General features: G+C 48.3%; 16 protein-coding genes. 12 read left to right on the plus strand and 4 right to left on the minus strand.

The genetic code is table 11. The features are described 5' to 3' along the window. Nucleotides 1-7: 7 nt before the first annotated feature. From RF679_RS01995 to RF679_RS02025, 7 genes are all read left to right on the plus strand, one after another. Complete coding sequence (locus RF679_RS01995) at nucleotides 8-397, plus strand: hypothetical protein (protein WP_309482555.1); 390 nt, start codon at nucleotides 8-10, stop codon at nucleotides 395-397. A 1-nt stretch (nucleotide 398) separates the two neighbouring features. Continuing rightward, nucleotides 399-3,419, plus strand: a complete 3,021-nt coding sequence (locus RF679_RS02000; RefSeq protein WP_309482556.1) for a glycosyltransferase — start codon at nucleotides 399-401, stop codon at nucleotides 3,417-3,419. Between the two features lie 37 nt (nucleotides 3,420-3,456). Further along, nucleotides 3,457-4,125, plus strand: a complete 669-nt coding sequence (pyrE, locus tag RF679_RS02005) for an orotate phosphoribosyltransferase (RefSeq protein WP_309482557.1) — start codon at nucleotides 3,457-3,459, stop codon at nucleotides 4,123-4,125. Between the two features lie 193 nt (nucleotides 4,126-4,318). Next, nucleotides 4,319-5,356, plus strand: coding sequence for a GDP-mannose 4,6-dehydratase (gene gmd / locus RF679_RS02010; RefSeq protein ID WP_309482558.1), 1,038 nt, complete (start codon nucleotides 4,319-4,321; stop codon nucleotides 5,354-5,356). After that, the gene (locus tag RF679_RS02015) at nucleotides 5,340-6,323 is read left to right on the plus strand and encodes a GDP-mannose 4,6-dehydratase (RefSeq protein ID WP_309482559.1); all 984 of its coding nucleotides are present in this window, start codon (nucleotides 5,340-5,342) and stop codon (nucleotides 6,321-6,323) included. Before gmd ends, RF679_RS02015 begins: the two co-directional genes overlap by 17 nt. Next, nucleotides 6,320-7,549 (plus strand): glycosyltransferase family 4 protein, encoded by a 1,230-nt coding sequence (locus tag RF679_RS02020; RefSeq protein ID WP_309482560.1) that lies wholly within the window; start codon nucleotides 6,320-6,322, stop codon nucleotides 7,547-7,549. The genes RF679_RS02015 and RF679_RS02020 overlap by 4 nt, the downstream gene beginning before the upstream one ends. A 9-nt stretch (nucleotides 7,550-7,558) precedes the next feature. Beyond that, nucleotides 7,559-8,668 carry a glycosyltransferase family 4 protein gene (locus RF679_RS02025; protein WP_309482561.1) on the plus strand — a complete coding sequence of 370 codons (1,110 nt, stop codon included), beginning with the start codon at nucleotides 7,559-7,561 and terminating at the stop codon, nucleotides 8,666-8,668. A gap of 66 nt (nucleotides 8,669-8,734) precedes the next feature. On the opposite strand, the gene RF679_RS02030 is transcribed toward RF679_RS02025, so the two are convergent. The 3 genes from RF679_RS02030 to RF679_RS02040 are packed head-to-tail and all read right to left on the minus strand — an operon-like array spanning nucleotide 8,735 to nucleotide 12,331. Further along, nucleotides 8,735-10,018 (minus strand): ABC transporter ATP-binding protein, encoded by a 1,284-nt coding sequence (locus tag RF679_RS02030; RefSeq protein ID WP_309482562.1) that lies wholly within the window; start codon nucleotides 10,016-10,018, stop codon nucleotides 8,735-8,737. Next, a complete protein-coding gene (locus RF679_RS02035) occupies nucleotides 10,015-10,809 on the minus strand; it encodes an ABC transporter permease (protein WP_309482563.1) in 795 nt (264 codons plus the stop codon). The genes RF679_RS02030 and RF679_RS02035 overlap by 4 nt, the downstream gene beginning before the upstream one ends. Nucleotides 10,810-10,828: 19 nt before the next feature. Then, nucleotides 10,829-12,331, minus strand: a complete 1,503-nt coding sequence (locus RF679_RS02040) for a mannose-1-phosphate guanylyltransferase/mannose-6-phosphate isomerase (RefSeq protein WP_309482564.1) — start codon at nucleotides 12,329-12,331, stop codon at nucleotides 10,829-10,831. Nucleotides 12,332-12,783: 452 nt separating this feature from the next. Between RF679_RS02040 and RF679_RS02045 the strand changes: the two genes are divergently transcribed. Together RF679_RS02045 and RF679_RS02050 are read left to right on the plus strand one after the other, a co-directional pair. Next, on the plus strand, nucleotides 12,784-14,265 hold the full coding sequence (locus tag RF679_RS02045; RefSeq protein ID WP_309482565.1) for a class I SAM-dependent methyltransferase: 1,482 nt from the start codon (nucleotides 12,784-12,786) through the stop codon (nucleotides 14,263-14,265). A 6-nt stretch (nucleotides 14,266-14,271) separates the two neighbouring features. Continuing rightward, nucleotides 14,272-17,643: a glycosyltransferase gene (locus RF679_RS02050; protein WP_309482566.1), complete on the plus strand. Its 3,372-nt coding sequence runs from the start codon at nucleotides 14,272-14,274 to the stop codon at nucleotides 17,641-17,643. A 46-nt stretch (nucleotides 17,644-17,689) separates the two neighbouring features. Here the strand turns inward: RF679_RS02050 and RF679_RS02055 are convergent, their stop codons facing one another. Continuing rightward, the gene (locus RF679_RS02055; RefSeq protein ID WP_309482567.1) at nucleotides 17,690-18,391 is read right to left on the minus strand and encodes a Crp/Fnr family transcriptional regulator; all 702 of its coding nucleotides are present in this window, start codon (nucleotides 18,389-18,391) and stop codon (nucleotides 17,690-17,692) included. 201 nt (nucleotides 18,392-18,592) lie between these two features. Between RF679_RS02055 and RF679_RS02060 the strand changes: the two genes are divergently transcribed. From RF679_RS02060 to RF679_RS02070, 3 genes are all read left to right on the plus strand, one after another. Then, nucleotides 18,593-19,945: a FecR family protein gene (locus RF679_RS02060; RefSeq protein ID WP_309482568.1), complete on the plus strand. Its 1,353-nt coding sequence runs from the start codon at nucleotides 18,593-18,595 to the stop codon at nucleotides 19,943-19,945. 81 nt (nucleotides 19,946-20,026) lie between these two features. Beyond that, on the plus strand, nucleotides 20,027-21,991 hold the full coding sequence (locus RF679_RS02065; RefSeq protein WP_309482569.1) for an adenylate/guanylate cyclase domain-containing protein: 1,965 nt from the start codon (nucleotides 20,027-20,029) through the stop codon (nucleotides 21,989-21,991). 148 nt (nucleotides 21,992-22,139) lie between these two features. Then, nucleotides 22,140-23,450, plus strand: coding sequence for a tetratricopeptide repeat protein (locus RF679_RS02070; RefSeq protein ID WP_309482570.1), 1,311 nt, complete (start codon nucleotides 22,140-22,142; stop codon nucleotides 23,448-23,450). Nucleotides 23,451-23,655: the final 205 nt, after the last annotated feature.

Raw genomic sequence — 23,655 nt, forward strand, 5'->3', positions numbered from 1 at the left:
AAATAAAATGAACGAAAAGCAACTGCGCGAAGAGCTCGATGCGGTTTATGGCAGTCTTTCTTGGAAATTGACAGCCCCTTTACGCCATTTGTCGGCGGCGGTCCGCCGTTATATTGTCCGACCACTTTCGCCGCGCCTCTACATCCATCACCTTGGTTTGTATGTCATAAGGCGCCCTCGTCTCTTGCAGTTTATCGAGAAGCTCGCATCTTTGATTCCGGGTTTGCCACAACGCATACAACGATTTCAAGATCGTATCGCACAACAAGTCGCGGCTGAATTGGCTTTGAAGGAGGTTGCCGAACCAGAGGTGGAAGTGATTGTGCAACCGACCCTGAGCGCGAATGCTCGCGCTTTGCATTTGGAATTACTTCACATGATCAATAAGAAGGCATGACATGCGTTTATTAATTGATCTACAGGCATGTCAATCAAGTAGTAGCCGCACCCGTGGCATCGGTCGATATTCGATTGAGTTGGCGAAAGCAATGGTGCGTCAAGGTGCGCAGCATGATATTCATCTTTTGTTGAATGCGAGTTTTACCGAAGCCGTACGGGAGATTCGCCAGATTTTTGCGGGGCAGATCCTTCCGCAAAATATCCATGTATGGCAGGGCGTTTTGCCTTGCAACGAATTGGATTCTGCCAACACATGGCGTTTGCGCGCCAATGAACTGATTCGTGAGCAAGCGATTCGAGAAATCGGTCCAGACATCGTTCACATTAGTAGCCTGTTTGAAGGTCTCAGCGATGATGCAGTTGTGAGCGTACCAGCCATGAACGCAGGGCGTATTCCAGTGGCGGTCACTTTGTATGATTTGATTCCGCTGATTAACGCCAAGACCTATCTTGAAAATCAACAAGTACGCGCTTGGTATTATCGGAAGGCGCAAAGCCTAAAACGCGCTGATTTGTTATTGGCAATTTCAGAGTCGTCACGCCAGGAGGGAATCAAGTATTTATTTAGTCCCGCAGATCGCGTCGTGAATATCTCTTCCGCGGTGGATCAACGCTTCCAGCTCAATACCGATGAGACGAGTGAGTTTGCTGAGATACGTCACAAATATGGTTTGCATCGTGAGTTTGTGATGTACACCGGTGGCATCGATCTGCGTAAAAACATTGAAGGTCTGATAGCCGCGTATGCGCAACTGCCTAGCGAACAAAGGAAGGCGCACCAGTTAGCCATTGTTTGTAGCGTGCATGAGAGAGATCGTGAGCGATTGACTGCACTTGCCGCTACGCTGGGCTTGGCATCGGATGAGTTGGTTCTCACTGGTTTTGTGCCCGATCAGGATTTGCCCAAGCTTTATCATGCTTGCAAATTGTTTGTGTTCCCCTCTTGGCACGAAGGTTTCGGATTGCCCGCCTTGGAAGCAATGAGTTGTGGTGCGCCAGTCATTGCAGCCAATACGAGTAGTTTGCCCGAGGTCGTAGAATGGTCAGAAGCGATGTTTGATCCTCGCGATATCTATGCGATGCGAGCCAAGATGCAGCAGGCACTCGAGGACGCTACATTCCGTGAGCAATTGGTGAAATCTGGACTGGTCCAGGCGAAGAAATTTTCTTGGGATGCATCGGCTCGCACAGCCTTGAATGCACTTCAAGCTTGTCTTGAGCAACATCAGTCGCAGCGCGTGGATGTGGTCAATCAAGCGCGACCGCGGATGGCGTATGTATCACCGATCCCACCAGCGCAATCGGGTATCGCGGATTACAGTGCGGAGCTTTTACCTGAGTTGGCCGCGCACTACGACATCCACATCATTACAGAACAGAGTGAGCAGAGTAAGCAGAGTGGGGCTTCCGATCCTTGGCTCGCGGCCAATTTCCCTTTACGCAGTCCAGCATGGTTTGTCGAACATGCCGATCAATTTGATCGTGTTCTTTACCATTTTGGGAATTCGATGTTCCATGAGTTCATGTTGGATCTCATGCGTCTTCATCCGGGCGTCGTCGTGCTCCATGATTTTTATCATAGTGGTTTACTCGCTCATCTCGATTTCACCGCGAAACGCCCTGGTATTTGGGACCAAGCTCTGTTTTACTCGCATGGTTTCGCAGCGACCTTGAAGAAGGCGACTGTGTCCGACTTAAGTCAAGCCATTTGGGAATTTCCAAGTAATCATGAAGTGTTGGAACGAGCGCTTGGTATTGTGGTCCATTCGGAATTTTCTAAGGCATTGGGACGTGCATGGTACGGCCCTGCTGTCACTAAAGAATGGAAGCATGTCCCGTTTTTACGCGTGATGCCGCAGCAGATTGATCGCACCAAAGCGCGAGCTGAATTGGGTGTATCAGAAGATGATTTCTTGGTGTGTTCGTTTGGTATTCTTGGCCCGACTAAGCTGAATCAAGATTTACTCGATGCCTGGTTGGCGTCACCTTTGTCTCAAGATACCCGATGCAAGTTGATCTTCGTTGGTAAGCATGATGACGGTGCTTATGGCGAGAAGATGCTCGAGACCATAGAGCGGGCTGGACTGCAGGACCGTGTCACCATTACCGGCTTCGCTGATCTCGATTTATTCCGACGCTACCTCAGCGCCGCTAATGTTGCCGTGCAATTGCGTAGTTTGTCGCGCGGCGAAACGTCTGGCACGGTCTTTGACTGTTTAGCTTATGGAATTCCCACCATCATCAACAAGAATGGTGCCATGGCCGAATTACCTGATGGTCCTTTGATTCGCATCGAGGAACAGTTTGCAGTAGCAGATCTGAGTGATCAACTGCAGCGCTTATGGGAAAGTGTCGAATTGAGAGAGCAATACTCGGTGGCGGCGCAGCAGTACATTGAGCAGCATCATGCCCCAAGCGAAATTGGTTTGCGCTACAGAGACGCAGTTGAAGATTTTTATCTGAATGGCGCGGGCGCTGCTTTGCGATCGACAATGCGAAACATTGCGTGCCTTGAACATCCGAGAACAGAGCACGATGTGATGGGTGTTGCTAATGCCTTGGAACAAAATCGAATTAGTTCACGTCGTCGCCGTCTTTTATTGTCGATGAATGAGCTCGCTCAACATCATGGGCAAGAGCATCAACAACAAAACGCGCGCATCAAAGATTTCATTTTGCAGTTGCTGGAACGATTGCCAAAAGATGTCATGCTTTTGCCGATGAAGGCCGAGCTGACAACGGACATTCGTATTGCTGCTCAGGATCTTGCTGATTACTTGGATCTCCAACTAGCAGTCGCACCGACATTTGATCTAGAACCCGTTCAGGTGGGTCCAGTCGATATGATCCTGAACTTTGTTGCTGACTCTTCTGAGTCGATTCAATGGGCGCATGAGCTGGAGCTATTGGCCCAAGTGCAGGGCGCCATCTATCAGGGTGTGAAGTTACCCGAGACCGAAGATGATGTGGCGCAGATTTTGCAGACGATTCTTTCTGTATTGAACGAATCTTCATTTTAAATTTTCGAACTTTTTTTTGCTGTTGGAGTGTGAACTCATGAATACCAATCTCAAACAAGAATTCATTCAATTTGCTGTCGATGTGCAAGTCATACGATTCGGTGAATTTATGACCAAGGCGGGACGTAAATCGCCGTACTTTTTTAATGCGGGTCTGTTCAATGACGGCGCCAATCTCGGCAAGATCGCCAATTACTATGCGCAAACGCTGCTCGATTCTGGAGTCGAGTTTGATATGCTTTTCGGTCCTGCCTATAAAGGGATTACCTTAGCCTCGGCCACAGCGGTGGCTCTGGCAGCGAAGGGGCGCAATGTGCCGTTTGCCTACAATCGTAAAGAGGCGAAAGATCACGGCGAAGGCGGCACCATCGTTGGCGCTAAATTGCAAGGTAAGATTGTGATTGTGGACGATGTGATTTCCGCGGGAACTTCGGTGCGTGAGTCGGTTGAATTGATTCGTGCTGCGGGCGCTATGCCTGCTGCGGTTTTGATCGCTTTGGATAGAATGGAACGGGCTGGCGCCGACGACGCTTTGTCACCTCATTCAGCGGTACAGGAAGTGAGCCGCCTGTACGGTATCCCAGTCATTGCAATTGCTAATCTGAACGACTTATTTGAGTGTTTGTCGAGTGCCAATGCCGACGCAGCCTTAGCGCAATACAAAGATGCAGTGGGTGCGTATCGTCAGAAATACGGGGCGATCTAAACGCTACCAGTGGTATTGTTTTGAAGCACTTGCTTACAAAAAGATGACAAAAATTTACTATCTGCAAAAGTAAGAGCAGGTATACTGTTAAAATGTGACCTTAGTCACAGAATTTGAAGTTGTATCGTGAAACCATTTCACTTTACGGTCGCGTTAATAAAAATTTATGGTTCGCTTTGGCGAAAACGTTTGCATGAATAAGAAAGCACTAGTTACAGGAATTACTGGCCAAGATGGCGCCTATTTAGCAGAACTTCTATTGGAGAAGGGCTATACCGTCTACGGTACTTACCGTCGCACTAGTTCTGTGAACTTTTGGCGTATTGAGGAATTGGGAATTCAAAATCATCCTAAGTTGCATTTGGTAGAGTACGATTTGACCGATTTGTCCTCGAGCGTACGTCTCATCAAGTCGACCGAAGTGGATGAGGTGTATAACTTGGCGGCTCAGAGTTTCGTTGGCGTCTCTTTTGAACAGCCAGTCACCACGACTGAAATCACCGGCATAGGTGCATTGAATCTGTTGGAAGCGATTCGTGTGGTCAATCCTAAGATTCGTTTCTATCAAGCGTCGACATCGGAGATGTTTGGTAAAGTGCAGGCCGTTCCTCAAGTCGAATCAACCCCGTTTTATCCGCGTAGCCCATATGGTGTGGCAAAGCTTTACGCGCATTGGATGACGATCAACTATCGTGAATCGTATGGCATCTTTGCCTGCAGTGGTATTCTTTTTAATCACGAATCGCCACTCCGTGGTCGTGAGTTTGTAACACGCAAAATTACTGATTCAGTGGCCAAAATTAAGCTCGGCAAGCTAGATTGCCTCGAGCTTGGCAATATGGATGCGAAACGTGATTGGGGTTTTGCTAAGGAATATGTAGAAGGTATGTGGCGTATGTTGCAAGCAGCTGAGCCGGATACTTTTGTTTTGGCAACGAATCGTACTGAGACCGTACGCGATTTTGTAACAATGGCCTTTAAGGCGGCAGATATTCGTCTAAACTGGGAAGGCTCAGCTGAGAATGAAATCGCACGTTGTGCTGAGTCTGGTAAAGTCTTGGTGAAAGTGAATCCAAAGTTCTATCGTCCTGCAGAAGTTGAGTTGTTGATTGGTAATCCACAAAAGGCCAAGGATGTACTTGGCTGGGAGCCGAAGACTACTCTCGAGCAGCTTTGTCAAATGATGGTTGAAGCCGATTTGAAACGAAATACGCATGGTCATTCATTCTAAACATGCGCGTCCGCGCGCTTTAATTACTGGTCTTCGCGGTTTTACTGGCGAGTACTTGGCGCGCGAATTAGAAGCATGTGGCTATGAAGTATTCGGCACGGCTTTCGGTAATGAACCACTTGGTAAAGGTATTCACTACGTTGATTTGTGTGATCGTAGTGCACTGCAAGCGGTCGTTGATGAAGTTCAGCCTGACGTAGTGGCACATCTCGCTGCGATTTCCTTTGTTGCTCACGGCAATGTGGAAGATATTTATCGCATTAATGTTCTAGGCACACGCAATTTGCTCGAAGCCTTAGCCAACTCCGAGTATCGTCCGCAATCTGTGTTAGTGGCAAGTAGTGCCAATATCTATGGCAATTCAGCTTCCGAGGTGATTGCGGAAGACGAGCCGCCACTGCCAGCCAATGATTATGCGGTCAGCAAATTGTCGATGGAACATGTGGCTCGCCTGTGGATGGATAAGCTACCCATCTTTATCACGCGACCATTCAATTACACAGGTTTAGGGCAAGCTGAAAACTTCTTGCTACCCAAAATCGTCAGCCATTTTAAACGTGGCTTAACAGAAATCGAACTGGGAAATCTTGACGTCGCTCGTGATTTTTCAGATGTTCGCATGGTCGTTCGTGCATATCGCGAATTGTTGTTGCGCGCGCCGAAAGGTGAGACCTTCAATATTTGTTCCGGCGTGTCCTACACCTTGCGCGAGATTATTGCGATGGCTGAGGAAATTGCGGGTTATCGCATTGATGTGAAAGTAAATCCAGCATTTGTACGCGCCAATGAAGTACGTAAATTGGTCGGTAATCCTCGTAAGTTACATCATGCGATTGGTCCATTGCCGTACATCCCACTGCGCGAAACTTTAGCCTGGATGCTCGGAGAAGCAGCAACGAATAAGCTGAAAGTACCCGCGAAACAAAACGCAAAAGCATCGCATGTGATTCTCGAGGTCGCTGGGTGAGGCTTGTACTTTCGGTTGAAGCGATTCATCCACCCTTAGCAGGGATAGGTCGATACGCATGGGAATTAGCGACACGCTGCCGGTCCCATCCTGGAATTGAATCGGTCCGTTTTATTTCTCATGGACGTTGGGTGAACTTGCCCAAGATTGAGCCGCAAGTAAGCCCCGCGTTGCCAGTTCCAACTCAAAGTGCACCGGTTGAGGTACAACTCAACTACAAGGGGCGCATGCGTCGACGCATAGAGCAGATCCCTAATGTCATACGTCGACAAGTGCGCCAATCGAGCTTTTTATCACGCGCTTACGGAAAAGTCGCCCCCTTGCTGGCGAACATGAGTTTGCGTAGTCAACGTGACGCCGTTTTTCATGGCCCTAATTATTTTGTGCCGAGTTCAGGTTTGCCGAGCTTGGTGACGGTTCATGATCTATCCATGTATCGTTTTCCACAGTGGCATCCCAAGGCGAGGATAGAGCGCATCTTGGAATCTCTGCCGCAGTCCATCGAACGATCGCAACTGGTGTTGACTGACTCTGAGGCGATTCGACTCGAAGTGATTGAGCAATTTGGATTGCAAGCAGAAAAAGTTAGAACGATACTGCTTGGTGTTGATCAGATTTATCATCCGCGTAGCGAAGAAGAAGTGCGTCCTGTACTCGAGAAGTTTGGCTTGCGTTACAACGCCTATTCATTCTTTGTGTCGACCATCGAGCCCCGTAAAAACCTGCGAAACTTGATTGCTGCTTACAAATTATTGCCGCTTGATGTGCGTCGACAATATCCTTTGGTTTTAGCTGGTGGTCGTGGTTGGGAAAGTGACGATATCCATGCCGATATCGTTGCCGCTCAAAATGAGTCATGGCTGAAGTATTTGGGTTTTGTCGAGCAGCATGAAATGCCAGCGCTTTATGCTGGCTGTCGATTATTTACTTATCCTTCGTGGTACGAAGGTTTTGGCTTGCCGATTGCGGAGGCAATGGCAAGTGGCGTTCCCGTTGTGACATCAAACAATTCTTCCATGCCAGAGGTGGCTGGAGGTGCTGCTTTACTGGTGGAGCCTGGCGATGTTGAACAGATCTCGGCGGCCATACACAAAGGCCTCGAAGACCATCAATGGCGTTTGGAAGCCATTGCAAAAGGGCGCACACGCGCCGCTCAATTGACGTGGGATAGCTGTGTAGCAAACACAGTGGAAGCCTACAAGTATGTCCACCAAATGAGTCAGTGAGCTGGTTCTATGAAGGTTCTGCACTTTTACCGAACTTACTACCCCGACACGTTTGGCGGGGTTGAACAAGTCATTCGTCAAATGGTGGCGGGGTCTGCGCGCCTTGGCATGGATGCAGAGGTTCTGACGCTAACGCGTGATGTCAACAATCTAGAGATCGAGTACGAAGGCCGTCCAATTCATCGCGCGCCGCTCAACTTCGAGATCGCTTCGACGGGCTTTTCTTTGGCAGCACTGTCTCGCTTCAAAGAGCTCGCCCAGCAAGCCGACGTCATTCATTATCATTTCCCATGGCCATTTATGGATATGGCGCATTTCTTGTGCGGCGTAAAGAAACCCAGCGTCGTCACCTATCACTCTGATATCGTGCGCCAGAAGCATTTACTGAAGCTGTATCAGCCTCTGCAGAACGCTTTCTTAAATAGCGTTGATAAGATTATCGCGACCTCGCCAAACTATCTGGCAACCAGCCCTACTTTGGAAAAGTTTAAAGATAAAACCGAGATCATCACCTATGGCTTGGAGCGGGGGATTTATCCTCAAGCAAATGCAGATGATCTCGAAAAATGGCGTACTCGCTTTCCGCAGCCATTCTTCCTGTTCGTTGGTATGCTGCGCTACTACAAAGGCTTGCATGTCTTACTTGATGCGGTGGCGGGTACCGATATTCCGGTGGTGATTTTAGGTGATGGCCCAGTTGAACAAGAATTGGTGGCGCAAGCACAGCGTTTGCAATTGAAAAACGTACACTTTCTGGGCGCACTTCCAGAAGCAGATAAAGTCGCTTTGCTAAATCTGTGTTTTGCCCTAGCTTTCCCCTCGCATTTGCGATCTGAAGCTTTCGGTATTACCTTGTTAGAAGCAGCGATGTTTGGGAAACCAATGATTTCCTGTGAGATCGGAACAGGAACTTCCTATGTAAATCTGCATCAGTATACGGGCTTAGTGGTGCCGCCAAATCAACCCGAGGCATTCCGTGATGCTATGCAAACCTTACTCGACAATCCGGGGCTAGCGCACACGATGGGGCGTAACGCTGCCGATCGTTATCTTGAACTTTTCACAGCCGATCGTATGGCGCTGAAATATCAAGCGCTCTATCAATCTTTGCAGCGCTAGTCATTTCGATTGATCTCTTGGTGGCCGAATCGACGGTGATCAGGTCACGAGTTTCGACTCATCAATTTAGTCGGTTTGTGAAGTCTTTTGTACTTGGAAAGACTGTGGCAACCATTGGCTGCCGATGAACACGGGCTTGTCGGTGTTGATGACATCAAACACAAGTAAGTTATCAGACCATTCGAAGTTTTGTTCGAGGTGTGATTCACCGCGAGTGAGTGCGGTTGTGACGGAGTACGAACCCGGGCCAAAACGGCATTCAAGTGGGAGAACGTAACGCAAGCAATCGCCTTTTTTGAGATTGCGTTGGATCGCGTTCGTGTAGAAAGTATTTGAGCCCCAGATGATCGCCCCTTGCTTGTCGCGAATCATCATCCCCAATACGAGTTCTGGGATATCGTCATTGATTTGCACTTCACACACGAGCTCGAGTGCTTGTCCCACTTGAGTTGTCGCGACTTCGTTTTTCGTGACACTGTCTTGCATTACTAAACGACTGACGACAGCTGTGCCAGAACCAGAACGGGTCTTTAGCCAACCTTGCTTGTCGCGGCTTTGTTCGATCGTGAGCTTTTCGTTTTCTTTGGCGGCGATCATGGCGTTATAGAAATCGACCACTTCGTCCGGTGGGCCTTGCTTAATCACTCGACCTTTGTCGATCAAAATCACTTGATCACAAATCGCTCGTACATCACTCATGCCATGCGTCACTAAGATGATAGAGGTGCCTTGTTCTTTGAACTTTTTAATGCGATCAAAACTGCGATGTTGAAAATAGCTATCTCCAACTGATAGGATCTCATCAACAATCAGCACATCGGGTCGCACCGCGGTCGCCACGGCGAAAGCAAGGCGCGCTTGCATGCCACTTGAATAAACACGTAATGGCATTTCAAAGAAATCACCGATTTCTGCGAAGGCTTCGATTTCAGGCATGAGTTGCTCGAGCTGAGTTTGACTCAACCCCATCAAACCCCCCGCCATGTAAGCGTTTTGCCGGCCTGTGAATTCTGGATTAAAACCTAAACCCAATTCCAACATGGCGCTCACGCTGCCACTTACAGCAATGTGACCAACGGTAGGTCGCACCGTGCCGGTAATCATTTTGAGCAACGTACTTTTGCCGGCACCATTCTGCCCAATTATGGCTACCGCTTCGCCACTAGCGACGCTAAAACTGATGTCTTTATTGGCCCAATATTCGCTCTTAGTTTTCTTTGATACGCCGGTCCAATGCAGTAAGCGAGAAATGCTCGAATCGAACTTGGCATAGCATTTACCAACGCCATCAACTTGAAGGATGGTACGAGTTTGCGTATTTGATTGTCTCGATTGACTCGATTGATTCATAAGGCATCCACCAAGTCGGCGCTAGCGCGACGGAAAATCCAAAACGAGAAAACAAATAAGGCGACTGCGCAGACCAGTGAGGTATGTAAAGAACTCCACTGTGGGAAACTGCCATGTAATAAGGCATTTTGGTAGATGGCGACCAAACCTGCCATAGGGTTTGCATCGGCAAGGAAACGAAACTGTGGCGGTAGGCTAGCTGCGGTGTACACTACAGGCGTGAGCCAAAACCATAATTGCATAATGATTCCCATCACTTGTCCGACGTCACGGGAAAACACATTGAGTAAGCCAAGTACGATGCCGAGCCCAAAGGCAAAAAGAATGATCAGTAAGGTTCCGGGAATAATCGCCAGCCAAGACCATTGTGGATAGTGTCCAAAAAATGCGAATACAACCAGCATCGCTACAAGTAACAAGAGGTGATTGAGGAGGGCACTACCACCAACAATGACTGGCAAGCACAAGCGAGGGAAGGCAATTTTCTTGAGGGTATTGGCGTAATCAATAAAGACAGTCGTACAGCGATTCACAATCTCAGAAAATAAGCCCCATGCTGCGGTGCCAGCCATCAAATAAATCGGATAGTCGGATTTGTTGGTGCTGTTGGGTAAGCGAGCGCCGAGAAACTCGGACAGAACGATCGCCAGAATGGTCGCTTGCGCTAATGGATTGAGGATCATCCACATCGCCCCGAGTTTGCTGCGCGCAAAACGTCCTCGAAATTCCGCTTGGATCGAGGAGGAGATGAAATGACGGAAACGCCACAATGAGAGAAACAGAGCTTTCAAACTTGATCCACCATTAGGTTTAAGCGAGTTTGCGCTGATCGCTTGGATCCGCCGCAGAGGATTCACCATTTTCCTCATGGCGGCCATAAATATCGCCGAAGCGCACGATGTCGTCTTCACCGAGGTAGGTGCCGGATTGCACTTCGATGACTTCGAGATCGGTGTCACCCGGATTTTCCAAGCGGTGTTTCGCACCGATCGGTATGTAGGTCGACTCATTTGCCTTGAGTGTCATGACTTCGTCGTTGCGTGTGACTCGCGCCGTACCAGTAACGACGATCCAATGCTCAGCACGATGTTGATGCATTTGCATAGAGAGACTACCACCAGGCTTCACCACAATGCGTTTGACTTGGAAGTGCTCACCGCGATCTACAGAGTCGTAATGGCCCCATGGACGATAGACTTTGCGGTGGTTATCGGTCTGGGCGTAATTCTGCTCTTTCAAGCGCGTGATAATCCGTTTGATATTGCTGGTATTGGCTTTATTGGTGACCAACACCGCGTCAGGTGTTTCAACCACGATCACATCGTCTAAACCTAAACAGGCAACTAAGCGGCTATCAGAGATCAATAGGCTATTGCGTGTATCTTCCGCCAGAATGTCACCACGTTTTGAATTGCCGTGCTGATCTTTTTCGGAAACTTCCCAGACGGCGTCCCATGCACCTACATCAGACCAGCCAGCATCGAACGGCACCACGCAGGCCCCGATCTGCAATTCTGGCGTGGTCGATAATTTTTCCATGACCGCGTAGTCAATCGAGTCAGAAGGGCAAGCACTGAAGTGCTGCTTGCTGATACGAACGAAATCGATGTCAATATTGGCATTCGCGTAAGCTGCTTCACAGGCAATAAACATCGCAGGATTGAAATGGCGAATCGCTTTCAACCAAATGCTAGCGCGCATCATGAAGATGCCACTATTCCAAACGTACTTGCCGCTGTCCACATATGACTGCGCCACTTCAACATTCGGTTTTTCAACGAAATTTCTTAATTGGACTGCACTGCTGCCTTCTAATGTCTCACCAATTTCAATGTAACCATAGCCCGTGTTTGGATGGTTTGGCACGATGCCGAAAGTGACCATTGCACCCTGAATCGCTTGGGGCAGTCCGGCGGCAACTGCTTCATGAAATTTCTTGGTATCGGCGATATTGTGATCGGCCGGCATGATCAAGAGGACGCTGTCTTCGTTCTTATCGAGTGCTGCAATGGCTGCTAAGGTCACAGCGGGTGCGGTATTACGTCCGATGGGTTCCAGCAAGAGCGTACAATTTTCAAACCCAACCGTTTGCAATTGCTCTGCGGTAATGAAGCGATACTCCTCATTACAGACGACGATAAGCTTGTCGCTAACGGCAACTTCACCGTGAAAGCTACGCACGCGGGAAGCGGTCGCCTGCAGCATCGTTTCGCCATTAAATAATGACAAGAGTTGCTTAGGATGTTTTTCGCGTGAGAGTGGCCATAAGCGAGTGCCGGAGCCACCAGAGAGAATGACGGGTTGAAGTAACATGATGCCTTTCGTGCAGAACGAGTGCCCTTAGCGCTTGAATTGGCTCTGGCAATGCTCTCTTAAATCAAATTTACTAAGACCTTACCATGGACTTGTCGAGGTAAGTTGTAAAAGCCAGTATTGTACAGTGAGAGTGCCCTAGCGGGACTGTTACATTGTATAAGGTTTGTAATCAAATGATAAAGTTTCTCAGGCAAGGTGAGCTTAAGCACTGACATCCTTTATACTGCGAATCTTGGTTTATTCAGCGAATCTGAGGGGTATAAAACGACCCAAGGCGAAATCCGGGTGGTTGAACGACATATTGCTCCAAGGATGATGCAAATACTTTACTCTCCTTATTCGATAGAGGTGATGGTCGTGTCACCGGCGAACTTGAAGAGATTGGCTTAACCAAGAGTTAAGTCGAAAAATTAAGCCTGCTGAACGCTGAAACAAAAGAGATGAGATAAATGACTGAGCAAAACCTAAGCGATAAATTATTGCGAGACGCGAGTCAGAGCGTGTTGAACAATTTGGGCAGGGCGAAAAAGCAAGCGAATGAAGCGGCGAATGTGGATCGTATTCTAAATCCGATTGAGAACTCGGCCAGTATTCGCCGAGCCTTTCAAGCGCCAGCAGAGAAGCCATTTTACCCTTGGCATCCGGACCTCAGTACACCAGAACAGACGATTTATCGCAGTCGTTGGCAACGTGTGCGAGAAGCTTTTACTGCGCCCAATTTGAGCGTTTCTGAACGCTTACGTTTGCTGCCCTTTTTAGGTTACTTCTCATCGGTGTTGGGCGCAATCAAGCGGCTACCATTGATGCAAATTCAAATTGAGTTGCAGCAAAAACAGTTGGATGCTGCCAAACAAAAGATTCAACAAACGCGGGAGCAAGTTGAAGTCTTGAATCGTTTATTGAATGATAGGACGAATGAAGTCCTCCATGAAATACAACTTCATTTGAGCACGCAAACTGAAATCATCGAACGTAATTTTAGCTTGCATGATCAACGACTAGCCGACCTTGAGGCGCTCAAAATAAGAGAGCGATTGCGCACAATAGAGTTGCTTGATTCAGGAACGCGCTTGATGCGTTTGGAGCAAATTGAAGCGGATTTGAAGTTGAAGCAGTTCGCACGTTTATTGCAGGTGTCCGAGCAGGAAAATGCAAAATTGCGCAAGGATCTGCATGAAGTCCTCGCCGCGAGATCAAGCGGCACAGATCAAGTTGGCGGTGCAGGCGTCGAGGTGTCACCGGCAGCGCATCAGGTCAACGCGCATGGGCAAATTTTAGTTGATCGCTTCTTCCGTGATTTCGAAGATCAATTTAGAGGAACGCGTGAAGCAATCAAGCAGCGCCTCGAAGTGTATCTGCCCTACTTTGATGCGGCTCACTATGATAAGCAGTCGCTCGTTATTGATATCGGTTGTGGACGCGGTGAATGGATTGAGTTGCTCGCACAGCACCAAATCTCCGCACTTGGCCTTGATCTCAACATCGAAAAAGTACAAGTGTGTATAGGCAAGGGCTTGGCGGCGCGAGTTGATGATGGCGTAAAATTCTTGTCTTCACAAGACGAAAATAGCCTAGGCGCAGTGACCGGATTCCACCTTATTGAGCACCTCAATTTTGCAGATCTCTTGCTCTTGTTTGAGGCCGCTTATCGTGCTTTAAAACCAGGCGGCTTGATCATATTCGAAACGCCTAATCCTGAAAATGTTTTGGTGGGCTCTTGCAATTTCTATTTTGATCCAAGCCACCAACATCCTATCGTCCCAGCTGTGGCGCAATTTATTGCTCAACAGAGTGGTTTTGCCAGCGCGGAAATTGTACGTTTGCATCCTTACCCTGATGATCATTTGGCACAAGGATCGAGTGATGCCGATCGACTCATCAATCGCTATTTCTTCGGCGCTCAAGATTTTGCGCTCGTGGCTCGAAAGTAAGACCGCATGAAACCTATCGCAGTTCATCAATTTAGTTTTGCCGTCAGCAGTGGCAGTGGTGTCACGAATGGCATGCTCTATACGCAGAAGTTGTTGCAAGAATTGGGCTTTGAATCACAGCTGTTTGCCTCGCATATTGATCCAGTTTTGCAGAGCCTCGTGCAGCCGCGTGAGTCGATGGTAGCGGATCCTAATGCTCTCCTGTTGGTGCATCATTGTTTGGGATATGACGATACCGAATGGTTATTCGCGTTGCCGAATCCCAAGCTCTTGGTGTACCACAATATTACACCGCCCGAATGGTTGCCTCCTGATAGCGAAATTGGTAGATGTGCCGTGTTAGGCAGGGAGCAGCTACGTGCATGGTCGACACACTTTATTGGGGCGATTGGGGACTCTAAGCTGAACTCTGATGAATTACGTCAGAACGGCTATCGGAATGTGCAAACGATACCGATGCTGGTTGATTTTGAGCGTTTTTCAAAGCTTGATTTACCTGCTAGCGTATTGAATCGATGGAGGGGCTTGAGCGATAGTTTTAATCTCCTATTCGTTGGCCGTATTTGTGAGAACAAAAATCAGCTCGAACTCATTGAGACTGTGTCGCATCTAAAATCTTTTTCGGATAGTACCGTTCGTCTCGTGCTTGCCGGGGATATCACCAGCGCTAGCTATCAAGCCCGATTGGTCGAAGAGGTTGAAAAGCGAGGATTGAAAGAGAACGTCATTTTCACTGGCAAGATCAGTGAAGAGGAATTGGCCGCTTTGTATCGTCAGTGTGATGTGTTTGTCTGTTTGAGTGAGCACGAAGGATTTGGCATGCCGCTGATCGAGGCGATGCATTTTGGACTTCCGGTTGTCGCGCGTAAGAGCAGCAGCATTGGCGATACGCTAGGTGGCGCGGGTTATTTGTTGGAAGCTGGCGTCGATGCCTATCATGTTGCCGCTGCAGTGCGTAGTTTGATGCTCACGCATAGTGCGCGGCGGATAATTTTGCAGGCCCAAGAAAAGCGTTTGCTCGATTTTGAAAAGTCTAACATCAAAAGGAATTTGGCGGACTATTTGCGAAGCGTGGGCGTCGACCGCAGTCATGCTTTGCAGGCGGATGACGTGGCAGTATTGCATGATGCGACGAGTTCTGAATCAGTCTGGCAAATTGAGGGGCCATATGATTCCAGCTATAGTTTGGCGATTGTGAATCGTGAACTAGGAAAGGCGCTCTCACATCAAGGGCGCAAAGTCCGAATGCGCTCCCATGAAGGCAACGGTGATTTTGCGCCTTCATCTGCTTTTTTGGAGCAAAACGAAGATATGCACGCAATGTCCGAGCAAACGGCATCAGCGAACCCGACGCGTCATTATCCTGATGTGGCAATGCGTTTCTGTTATCCACCCTTGTTGAATGATATGCCAGCGGGTCTACGGGTCATGCATTCGTATGGTTGGGAAGAAACGGGATTCCCACCAGCGTTTGTGCACGAATTTAATCGCCGTGCGGACTTGGTTACGGTGTTGTCCAATACTGTCGCGAAGGTGATGCGTGATAACGGCGTGCGCGTGCCGATTGCCGTGACGGGAGCAGGTGTTGATCATATTCAGCAAGGTGAAGTTCTTCCGTTGCCGCAGCAGATAAAGGAACAGTTGGCCAGCTTCAATTTCCTGCACATATCATCATGTTTTCCGCGTAAAGGCGTTGACGTTTTATTGGCGGCATACACTCAAGCGTTCTCGTCGAATGATGATGTGTGTCTCATCATTAAGACCTTTCCGAATCCGCATCAAGATGTGCAAGCCGATCTCGATCGATTGCGGCTAGGACGTCCGGATTTTCCGCGCGTATTGGTGATCAATGAAGATTGGCCGCAAGCACAGATCTCTGCTTTATATCGTGCTTGCGATGCTTTTGTTGCGCCGAGTCGGGGCGAAGGTTTTGGTCTACCTTTGGCCGAAGCGATGTTATTTGAACTTCCGGTGATCACTACCGCATGGGGTGGTCAAACGGATTTTTGTAATGAAAGCACAGCGTGGTTATGTGATTTTGATTTTGCGAGGGCGCAAACGCACTTGGGCTTGACGCATTCTCTGTGGGCTGAGCCTAAGCAAGATCATTTGGCGCAGCTGATGTGGGATCTATCGCGTGCTACGAGTCTTGAAAAGCAGGAACGCGTTAGTGCCGCGAAAAAGTTGATTGAAACGGAATTCACTTGGGATCGCTGTGCGCAGAAAAACATCGCTGCAATTGAGCGAGTACGAGCTGATCTGAGTGTGAGTAGAGATTCAAAAATCGCGTGGATTTCGACTTGGAATGGGCGCTGCGGCATCGCTAATTACTCGCATTATTTGACGCAAAGTTTTCCGCAAAATCGTCTATTAGTTTTGGCGAACCACATTCCTGAACGTACCAGTATCGATGAGGCTTATGTAATTCGCTGTTGGAATTCTGAACAATCAGAGGATTTTTCGGTGGCCTTCGAGCACATTTGTGACGCCAAGGCCGAGGCTGTGGTGATTCAATATAATTTTGGTTTTTCCTCGTTGCCTAATTTGGCGTCTTTCTGTCGTCGCCTGTTAGATCGCCAAGTGCGTGTTTATCTATTCTTGCATGCCACAGCAGATGCAGATATTTTTGGCACGATGGTGAGCCTAGCTAGTATCAAAGACCTGCTCGCGCAATTGGACGGTATTTTTGTGCATGGCATCGCGGACGTGAATCGATTGCGAGAGTGGGGGCTCGTCGATAATGTCGTGTATTTCCCGCACGGAGTGAATGAAACACCGAATTTGAGTGTGGTTAAGCATCCTCAATTTCAAGGTACACGTACCATTGCGTCGTACGGCTTCTTGTTGCCACATAAGGGTGTCGCCGAATTGATCCAAGCATTCGCGGCGCTGGATCATTCTCAGCACGATTATCGCTTATTACTGGTGACATCCTTGTATCCTCATCATATTTCGCAGGATGAGTTCGAACGTTGTTCAGACTTGATTAGTGATTTTGGTTTGGCGGATAAGGTGAAATTCATCACTGATTATCTACCGGAAGAAGAGAGTTTGGCCTTGTTGGCGAACGCAGACGTGATTGTGTTTCCGTATCAAGGTACGCAAGAATCTTCGAGTGCCGCAGTGCGAGTTGGTATCGAAACTGGTAAGCCAGTTTTGGTGTCGCCGTTAAAAATTTTTGATGATGTGCGGGAAGCAGTGCAAGTGATGCAGGGCACGGATCAGCATGCGATTTTGGCGGCCTTGCAAGCGTTCTTCGAGACGGATCTTGGGACTTCGACGAAAGATGTGCAAGCACAGAACTGGTTTGCTGAAAGAGCTTGGCCGCGTGTATCACAACGATTGCTGAATATCATCGATCAAACTCGTCTCGCTTGAGCATGCAAGGTCGGCACAGAGTTGATGTCGACCTCGTTCTGATCGACTATTTTTTGAGGGAAGTCTCGTCTACGCCAACCGTCGCGGCTTGTTTCAGTCGTTCGGGTTGTTTAACGATGAGCACCGTGCCTTGTTTTTCGACAATGTTCAATTTCATCAGCGTATGAATCGCGCGTGACACAGTTTCGCGGCTTGTGTTCACCATAATGGCGATTTCATGCTGCTTCGGCAGTCCCTCAATCACCTGCCCTTCTTTTGAATCCTTGACGAAGGTCTGCAGCTGGGCGAATACGCGTTGAAACGCATTGGGGATGCTCAGTAAGGTTCGTTGGCTGGATGCAGCTCGCACGATCTGGGCAAAGTGGGTCATCAGGCGTTTGGCAACGAGAGGGTGATGAAAAATCAACTCTCTTGCGTGAGTGCTTGGCAGGAATGCAACCTCGGAAAGTTTGACCGAAACCACCGAAGCTGAGCGCGGTTGGCCGTCAATGACCGATAGTTCTCCGAAGTAGGCACCCGGTAGAATGAAGTGAATGCCAATTTCTCTACCTTCTTCACTAAGATCAACGACCTGCAGTTTGCCATTGAGTAGAAATGCCAAGTTCTCGGCTTGCTCCCCTTTGCGCATGACAATGTCATGGCTGAGGTAAGTCCGACTCGACATTAATCCCGCCACTTTGGCAAGCGAGGCCTCATCAAAATCTTTGAAAAGCGGGATACTGGCTGCAACTTCAATCGCAATTGGCATGTATAAATTATTAAGCTTTTAATTTTTTGGCCAAGAATTATGACCTTGCCGAAAGCTTTTAGTACAAATAAATTTGTAAGAAACTCTCGTAAAAACAACAGACTAACAGAAATAATGTAAAATCAGGAGTACAGTAAACAAAAGTGTGTTAACAGGTTTTGGCTTCAGTAATTTTAGCCGTTTTACAGGGTGTTGAGTGTTATGTGGCAGATTTTCTCTAAATTCAAGATTTCGATCGCGGCAGCTTTGCTGGCCTCTTCGCTCTCTGCCTTGGCCCAAGAATCGGTAGGCACGGTGTCGTTTGTGATTGGTGAGTCGAACGCCAAGCAGGCAAATGGCGTCGCGAAAGCGATCAAAAAGGGCGACCAAGTTTTGGCAGGGCAATCAATTGAGACGGGCGTCAATGGCCACGTTCATTTGAAGCTCGTTGACGGTGCGTTCGTCAGTGTGCGTCCAGGCTCTCGCTTCCGTATCGAAGAGTACCAATACGATGCCAACGAGCCGAAAAAGAGCCGCATCAAATTCATGCTCGAACAGGGCACAGCGCGCAGTATCACCGGTAAAGCGGGTGAGGCAGCGAAAGAGATTTATCGTTTGAATACGCCCTTGGCCGCGATTGGTATTCGTGGCACGGATTTTGTCGTATCTACAGAAGCGGACGTGACGCGTGTCGTGGTGCAAAGTGGTGCGATTGTGATGAGCCCACTGAATGAGGAATGCTCCAGTTCAGCGTATGGGCCTTGTAAATCTGCTGCAGCTCGTGTCCTGACTGCTGCGATGCGTGATTCGTATTTGGAATTACGAAGCAGAAAAGATGCGCCTATCTTGGTGCCCGTTGAAAAATCGATGAGTGCACCGAACTTAGTTGCGCCACCGCGCCCTGAGGAGCCGAGCGTAGATCGTGGTGCAAAGACGGTTTCTGCTGTAGGTCCAAGTAACCAAGAAGTGAGTCAGGCTGTAACAGTCACTACGGTAAAAAATCAGATCAATACTTTCGCGACGCAGAAACCTGCGGAGCCGAAGCCTGTTGAACCTGCAAAACCAGATCCTGTTGTTGTAATTCCAGCGAAAATCTGGTGGGGTCGTTGGGAAGCAAATTCTTCTTCAGAGACGCCAAGTATTTATTCGGTTTTGAGCCCGGATCGTGAAGTAACGATGTCAAATGTGGTGTTCGGTATGTTGCGTGAAAAGGGGGATATTGTTGATTTACCTTCGGCTGGCGTTGCGAAGTTTAAGTTGGCAGATTCCGAATCCTATTTGATGGCGGCTGATCGTAGTATGACAGTCGGCAAGATCACTGATCCTAGTTTGACGATTGATTTCGGAAATCGCCGGTTTGAGACTTCCTTGACGATGACGGCAACAGGTATCTCCCCGACTGAAATTAGGGCAAATGGTGAGATTTCCTTCCAAGGTATTCTGATGGCAGAAACGACCTCGCCCGACACGATTTTGGCGGGATCTCTATCAAAAAATGCCGATCAAGTTGGGTATCTTTTCCAGCGAAACACTGCAAACGGTATGCTCGTTGGGGCAACTCGATGGACTAAATAATAGGAAGTCCTAGTTTTTAGGACTCTTTTTATAAAGAAAAAATCAGGATTTCATCCTGATTTTTTTTATCTAAAGATTCGCATGCGTCAACGAAAAATTCAATTTCTCGCTCTGGCTTTCGCATTATTGTTATCGCTCTTTGCTGATACGCTCATGCCAGAGTTTGTTGCTCCAGTCGATCACACTTTAAGTGATTGGCGTACCAGAACGGCAATTCGTTTCCAACATTGGTTGCTTGACCGTCGAGGCGAAGACGCGATTGAGCGTCGATTTATCATCGTCGACATTGACGAAAAAACCTTCAACGAACAAGGCGCTTGGCCTTGGCGGCGTGAAAAAGTCGCAGAACTTTTGCGCATATTGACGGATGAATATCAGGTCGCGTCGGTTGCATTGGATATTGTTTTTCCCGAGGTGAGGGCTGACGATAACAGTGTCGCCAAGCAGATGGCAAAGCCGGTAGTGACTGGGGCAGTGGTATATGACTTGCTGGAGCGTAGATTGCCAGCGATTGAATCTGGCTTGCCAAAATCTATGCTTGTATCCAATCCGGGTAAGGTGCCAGCTTTTCTTGGAGCGCCTTCAAAAGCCAATCATCCGAACATTATGCCTAAGCAGGTCGGGCATATCACTCCGATTTTCGATAGTGATGGCACCATTCGTCATTTGCCACCCGTGATTTGTGATAGCCGCAAATCAGGTGAGTGTCGTCCCTTGTTGGAAATTGTTGCTTATGCGAACTTATTTCAGTCGCCGAATTTTGCTCTGCAAGCTAATTCAAATTGGTTCGGTGCGCCTGCGCATCTAGTACTGAGTGACGGAGAAGGGGACGTTTTCGCGAAGGTGCCACTCAGGCGTGATGGAGCGATCGTTGTGCCATATCGTCATCATTTTCGTGATTGGACCATGGTTTCCGCGACTGATATTTTGAAGCGGCGTGCCAACGCTGACATTTTAAGAGGGACAATCGTATTACTGGGGTCTACCGCCCTTGGTATGGGGGATGTGGTGTCCACACCAGTGCGGTCCGAGGCAGCAGGTTTAGAGCCTCATGCGGAAGTGCTGTCAGCTCTCTTCGAAAATAATTTTTTGTATGAACCCAAAGCTGCCAAATTGGTGGTTTTTGTGGTGTTGCTCGCTTTTGCAGCACTGCTGATCGGCGCAATGAAGACCGTACAAAGACCTTTCGCGGCTGCCTTCATCTATCCAGTTTGGATGATAGGAAGCATTCTCGCTGGCGTATTGGTAGTCATGCTTAGCATGTTGTGGGGCGATCTTCTATTGCCGGTGGTGCCTTTCTTCTTATTTCCATTTTTCGCAGTTTTCTTCTGCGTTCTTGCTGAATACTACAGAGCAAACAAGCAAAAGCTGGGCATTTTGAACGTTCTGTCGACCTATTTACCGCGGCAAGTCGCGCGTCATTTAAGTGATCAAACCGTTGCTTCAGTTGATGGAGAAATTGGGATTGATGCTTCGCAGCGCGAAATGACGGTGCTGTTTGCTGACATTCGCGGCTTCACTGGTTTGGTTGAAAAGTGTAGTCCAGAGTTGGTTGCCACCATCATGCATCGTGTGTTTACCGAAATGGCAAATGCTGTTGTGAACCATGGTGGAACGATTGATAAATTTATTGGTGATGCTGTGATGGCTTTTTGGAATGCGCCGGATGAAGATCCGAATCATGCCATGCACGCTTTCGAAGCGGCCTTGGAGATGGTGCGCCGTATTGATGGTTTGGCTGAATTTTGTGATTCCCTAGGGGTTGAGCCAGTGACGATCGGAATCGGCATCGAGACCGGTGCGACCTTGGTCGGCCATTTTGGTTCGAGTCATCGTCGAACCTATACTGCCTTGGGTGAGACGGTCGTGCTAGCGAGCCGGATTGAGGGCTTGTCGCTGAATTATGATCGCAGTATTTTGGTGGGACCGAATTGCGCTCTTCAGCTCGATCAAAGTCGATTGGAATACATGGGGCGAGCGAAAATTCGTGGTCGCCAGCAACTCGTGGATTTGTTCGCACCAAAGAAAGATGAATTAACCCACTGAAACATTCCTCTGGAAAATTTATTTTCTTGTTTCACCTTGGCGAGCTGGCTATAATTGGCCGTTTGTAATTTTGTTACGCGCCATCCCACCAATGCGATGTCCCCTCCTCGGCTTAGCTCTTATTCTTAGCGCGTGCGTTTTTGCGCCTGTGAATTCGGCATTCGCTCAATCTTCTGCGAGTGATCCACTATTATTGCAGCTGAAGCAGTTCGGATCCGCGTATGAGCAATTTGTGGCGGGCGATACTGATGGTGCGATCGAAACCCTGAGTCAGCGAAAGGCAGAATATGCCAATGATGCCGGCTACCATTACCTACTTGGCTTGTTGCTGGCAAAGAAGGCGCGATATCTTGAAGCGATCGAGGCCTTCGAACATACGGTACTGATTGATCCGAATAATGCAGGCGCCTGGCTTGATCTTGGCTTGGCATATAAGCAGGCGAAGCAGTTTGTTAGTGCGAAAGCGATGTTCGACTACGTCGAATCAGAGTTTCAGCCGAATCAGAAAATCCGCGACATTATTACTACTAGTCGTCGTCAAATGGATCTTGCTGCTTTTAGTGAGAAAAAATGGCGAGGTACGGTCGAGTTCGCAGTCGGCCGAGATTCAAATGCGAACAGCGGCATTTTAGCTTCCATCATTCCTGTTACCTTTGGTACCACAACGATCGACTTGCCATTGGATGCAAGTTATAAGCCCCGAGCTGATAATTTTATTAATGGCTTCGCGGAAATGCGTTACCAAAATATCATGGGGCGTGACGTTTTTGAAGTTTCCACTCTATTGAGGGATCAGAGCTTTCGGCGTGAGCATGCTTTTTCAAGCGCGCAGGCTTCCTTGAACTTGACTTGGCGACGTTCAACAGCTTGGGGCGTTGGTTCATTATCGGGTACTTCTGAATATTTTAGCCTTGGTGGCACGCCTCTCTTGATGAACTCGCATGTCGGCGGCACATGGGAACATCATTGGAAAAGCTGCCGAATTGGTGGAGGTTTGGAAAGTGAGTGGCGTCGCTATCAGAGTTTATTAAATTTACATGCTAATGTGAATTGGGCTCAGACGGCGACCGCATGTGATTTAAGATTTCTTGATCGATCATTGCAGCTTTCTATATTAGCTCGCGCTGGTTTAGATCAGCCATTGGGGAGCCGAGCAGGCGGAGAGACGCGCCGCCGAGACTGGGCTTTGCAGGCTGCATATCAAATTCATCCGCGTTTGCGTTCCGATCTAACGGTGGCAACTTCAAAGGCTGTCGACCAGGATGGCTACAGTCCTTTATTGGATAACAATGCGCGACGACGCATCGATCGGGACACTTTACGTATGCAAATGACAATTTCAGCGTCTACAAATGCTGATGTGCTCATTCGCGTCGAAAAGAATCGTGTTCGCTCGAATATTTTGCTGTTTTCGCAACAATCAAACTACTCTTCTATCGGTCTCCAGTACCGTTTTTAGGCCATTGTTTGGCCATCCTCAAGTTTACGAGATTTAAAGTAAATTCTTACAATGTACATACAAACAAGTGTTTACATTGAAACCATGATCTGAAGTAGAATCATGGACTACTGCGTATGTAGGTTTCAAACAATAATAAAGTTTGTTAGGCAGTAATTTGGCGGTTAGCTTTGTTGTATTTACGAAAAAAAGAACAAGATGTGAT

The sequence above is a fragment of the Undibacterium cyanobacteriorum genome (assembly GCF_031326225.1).
In the GTDB taxonomy this organism is placed as follows: domain Bacteria; phylum Pseudomonadota; class Gammaproteobacteria; order Burkholderiales; family Burkholderiaceae_D; genus Undibacterium; species Undibacterium cyanobacteriorum.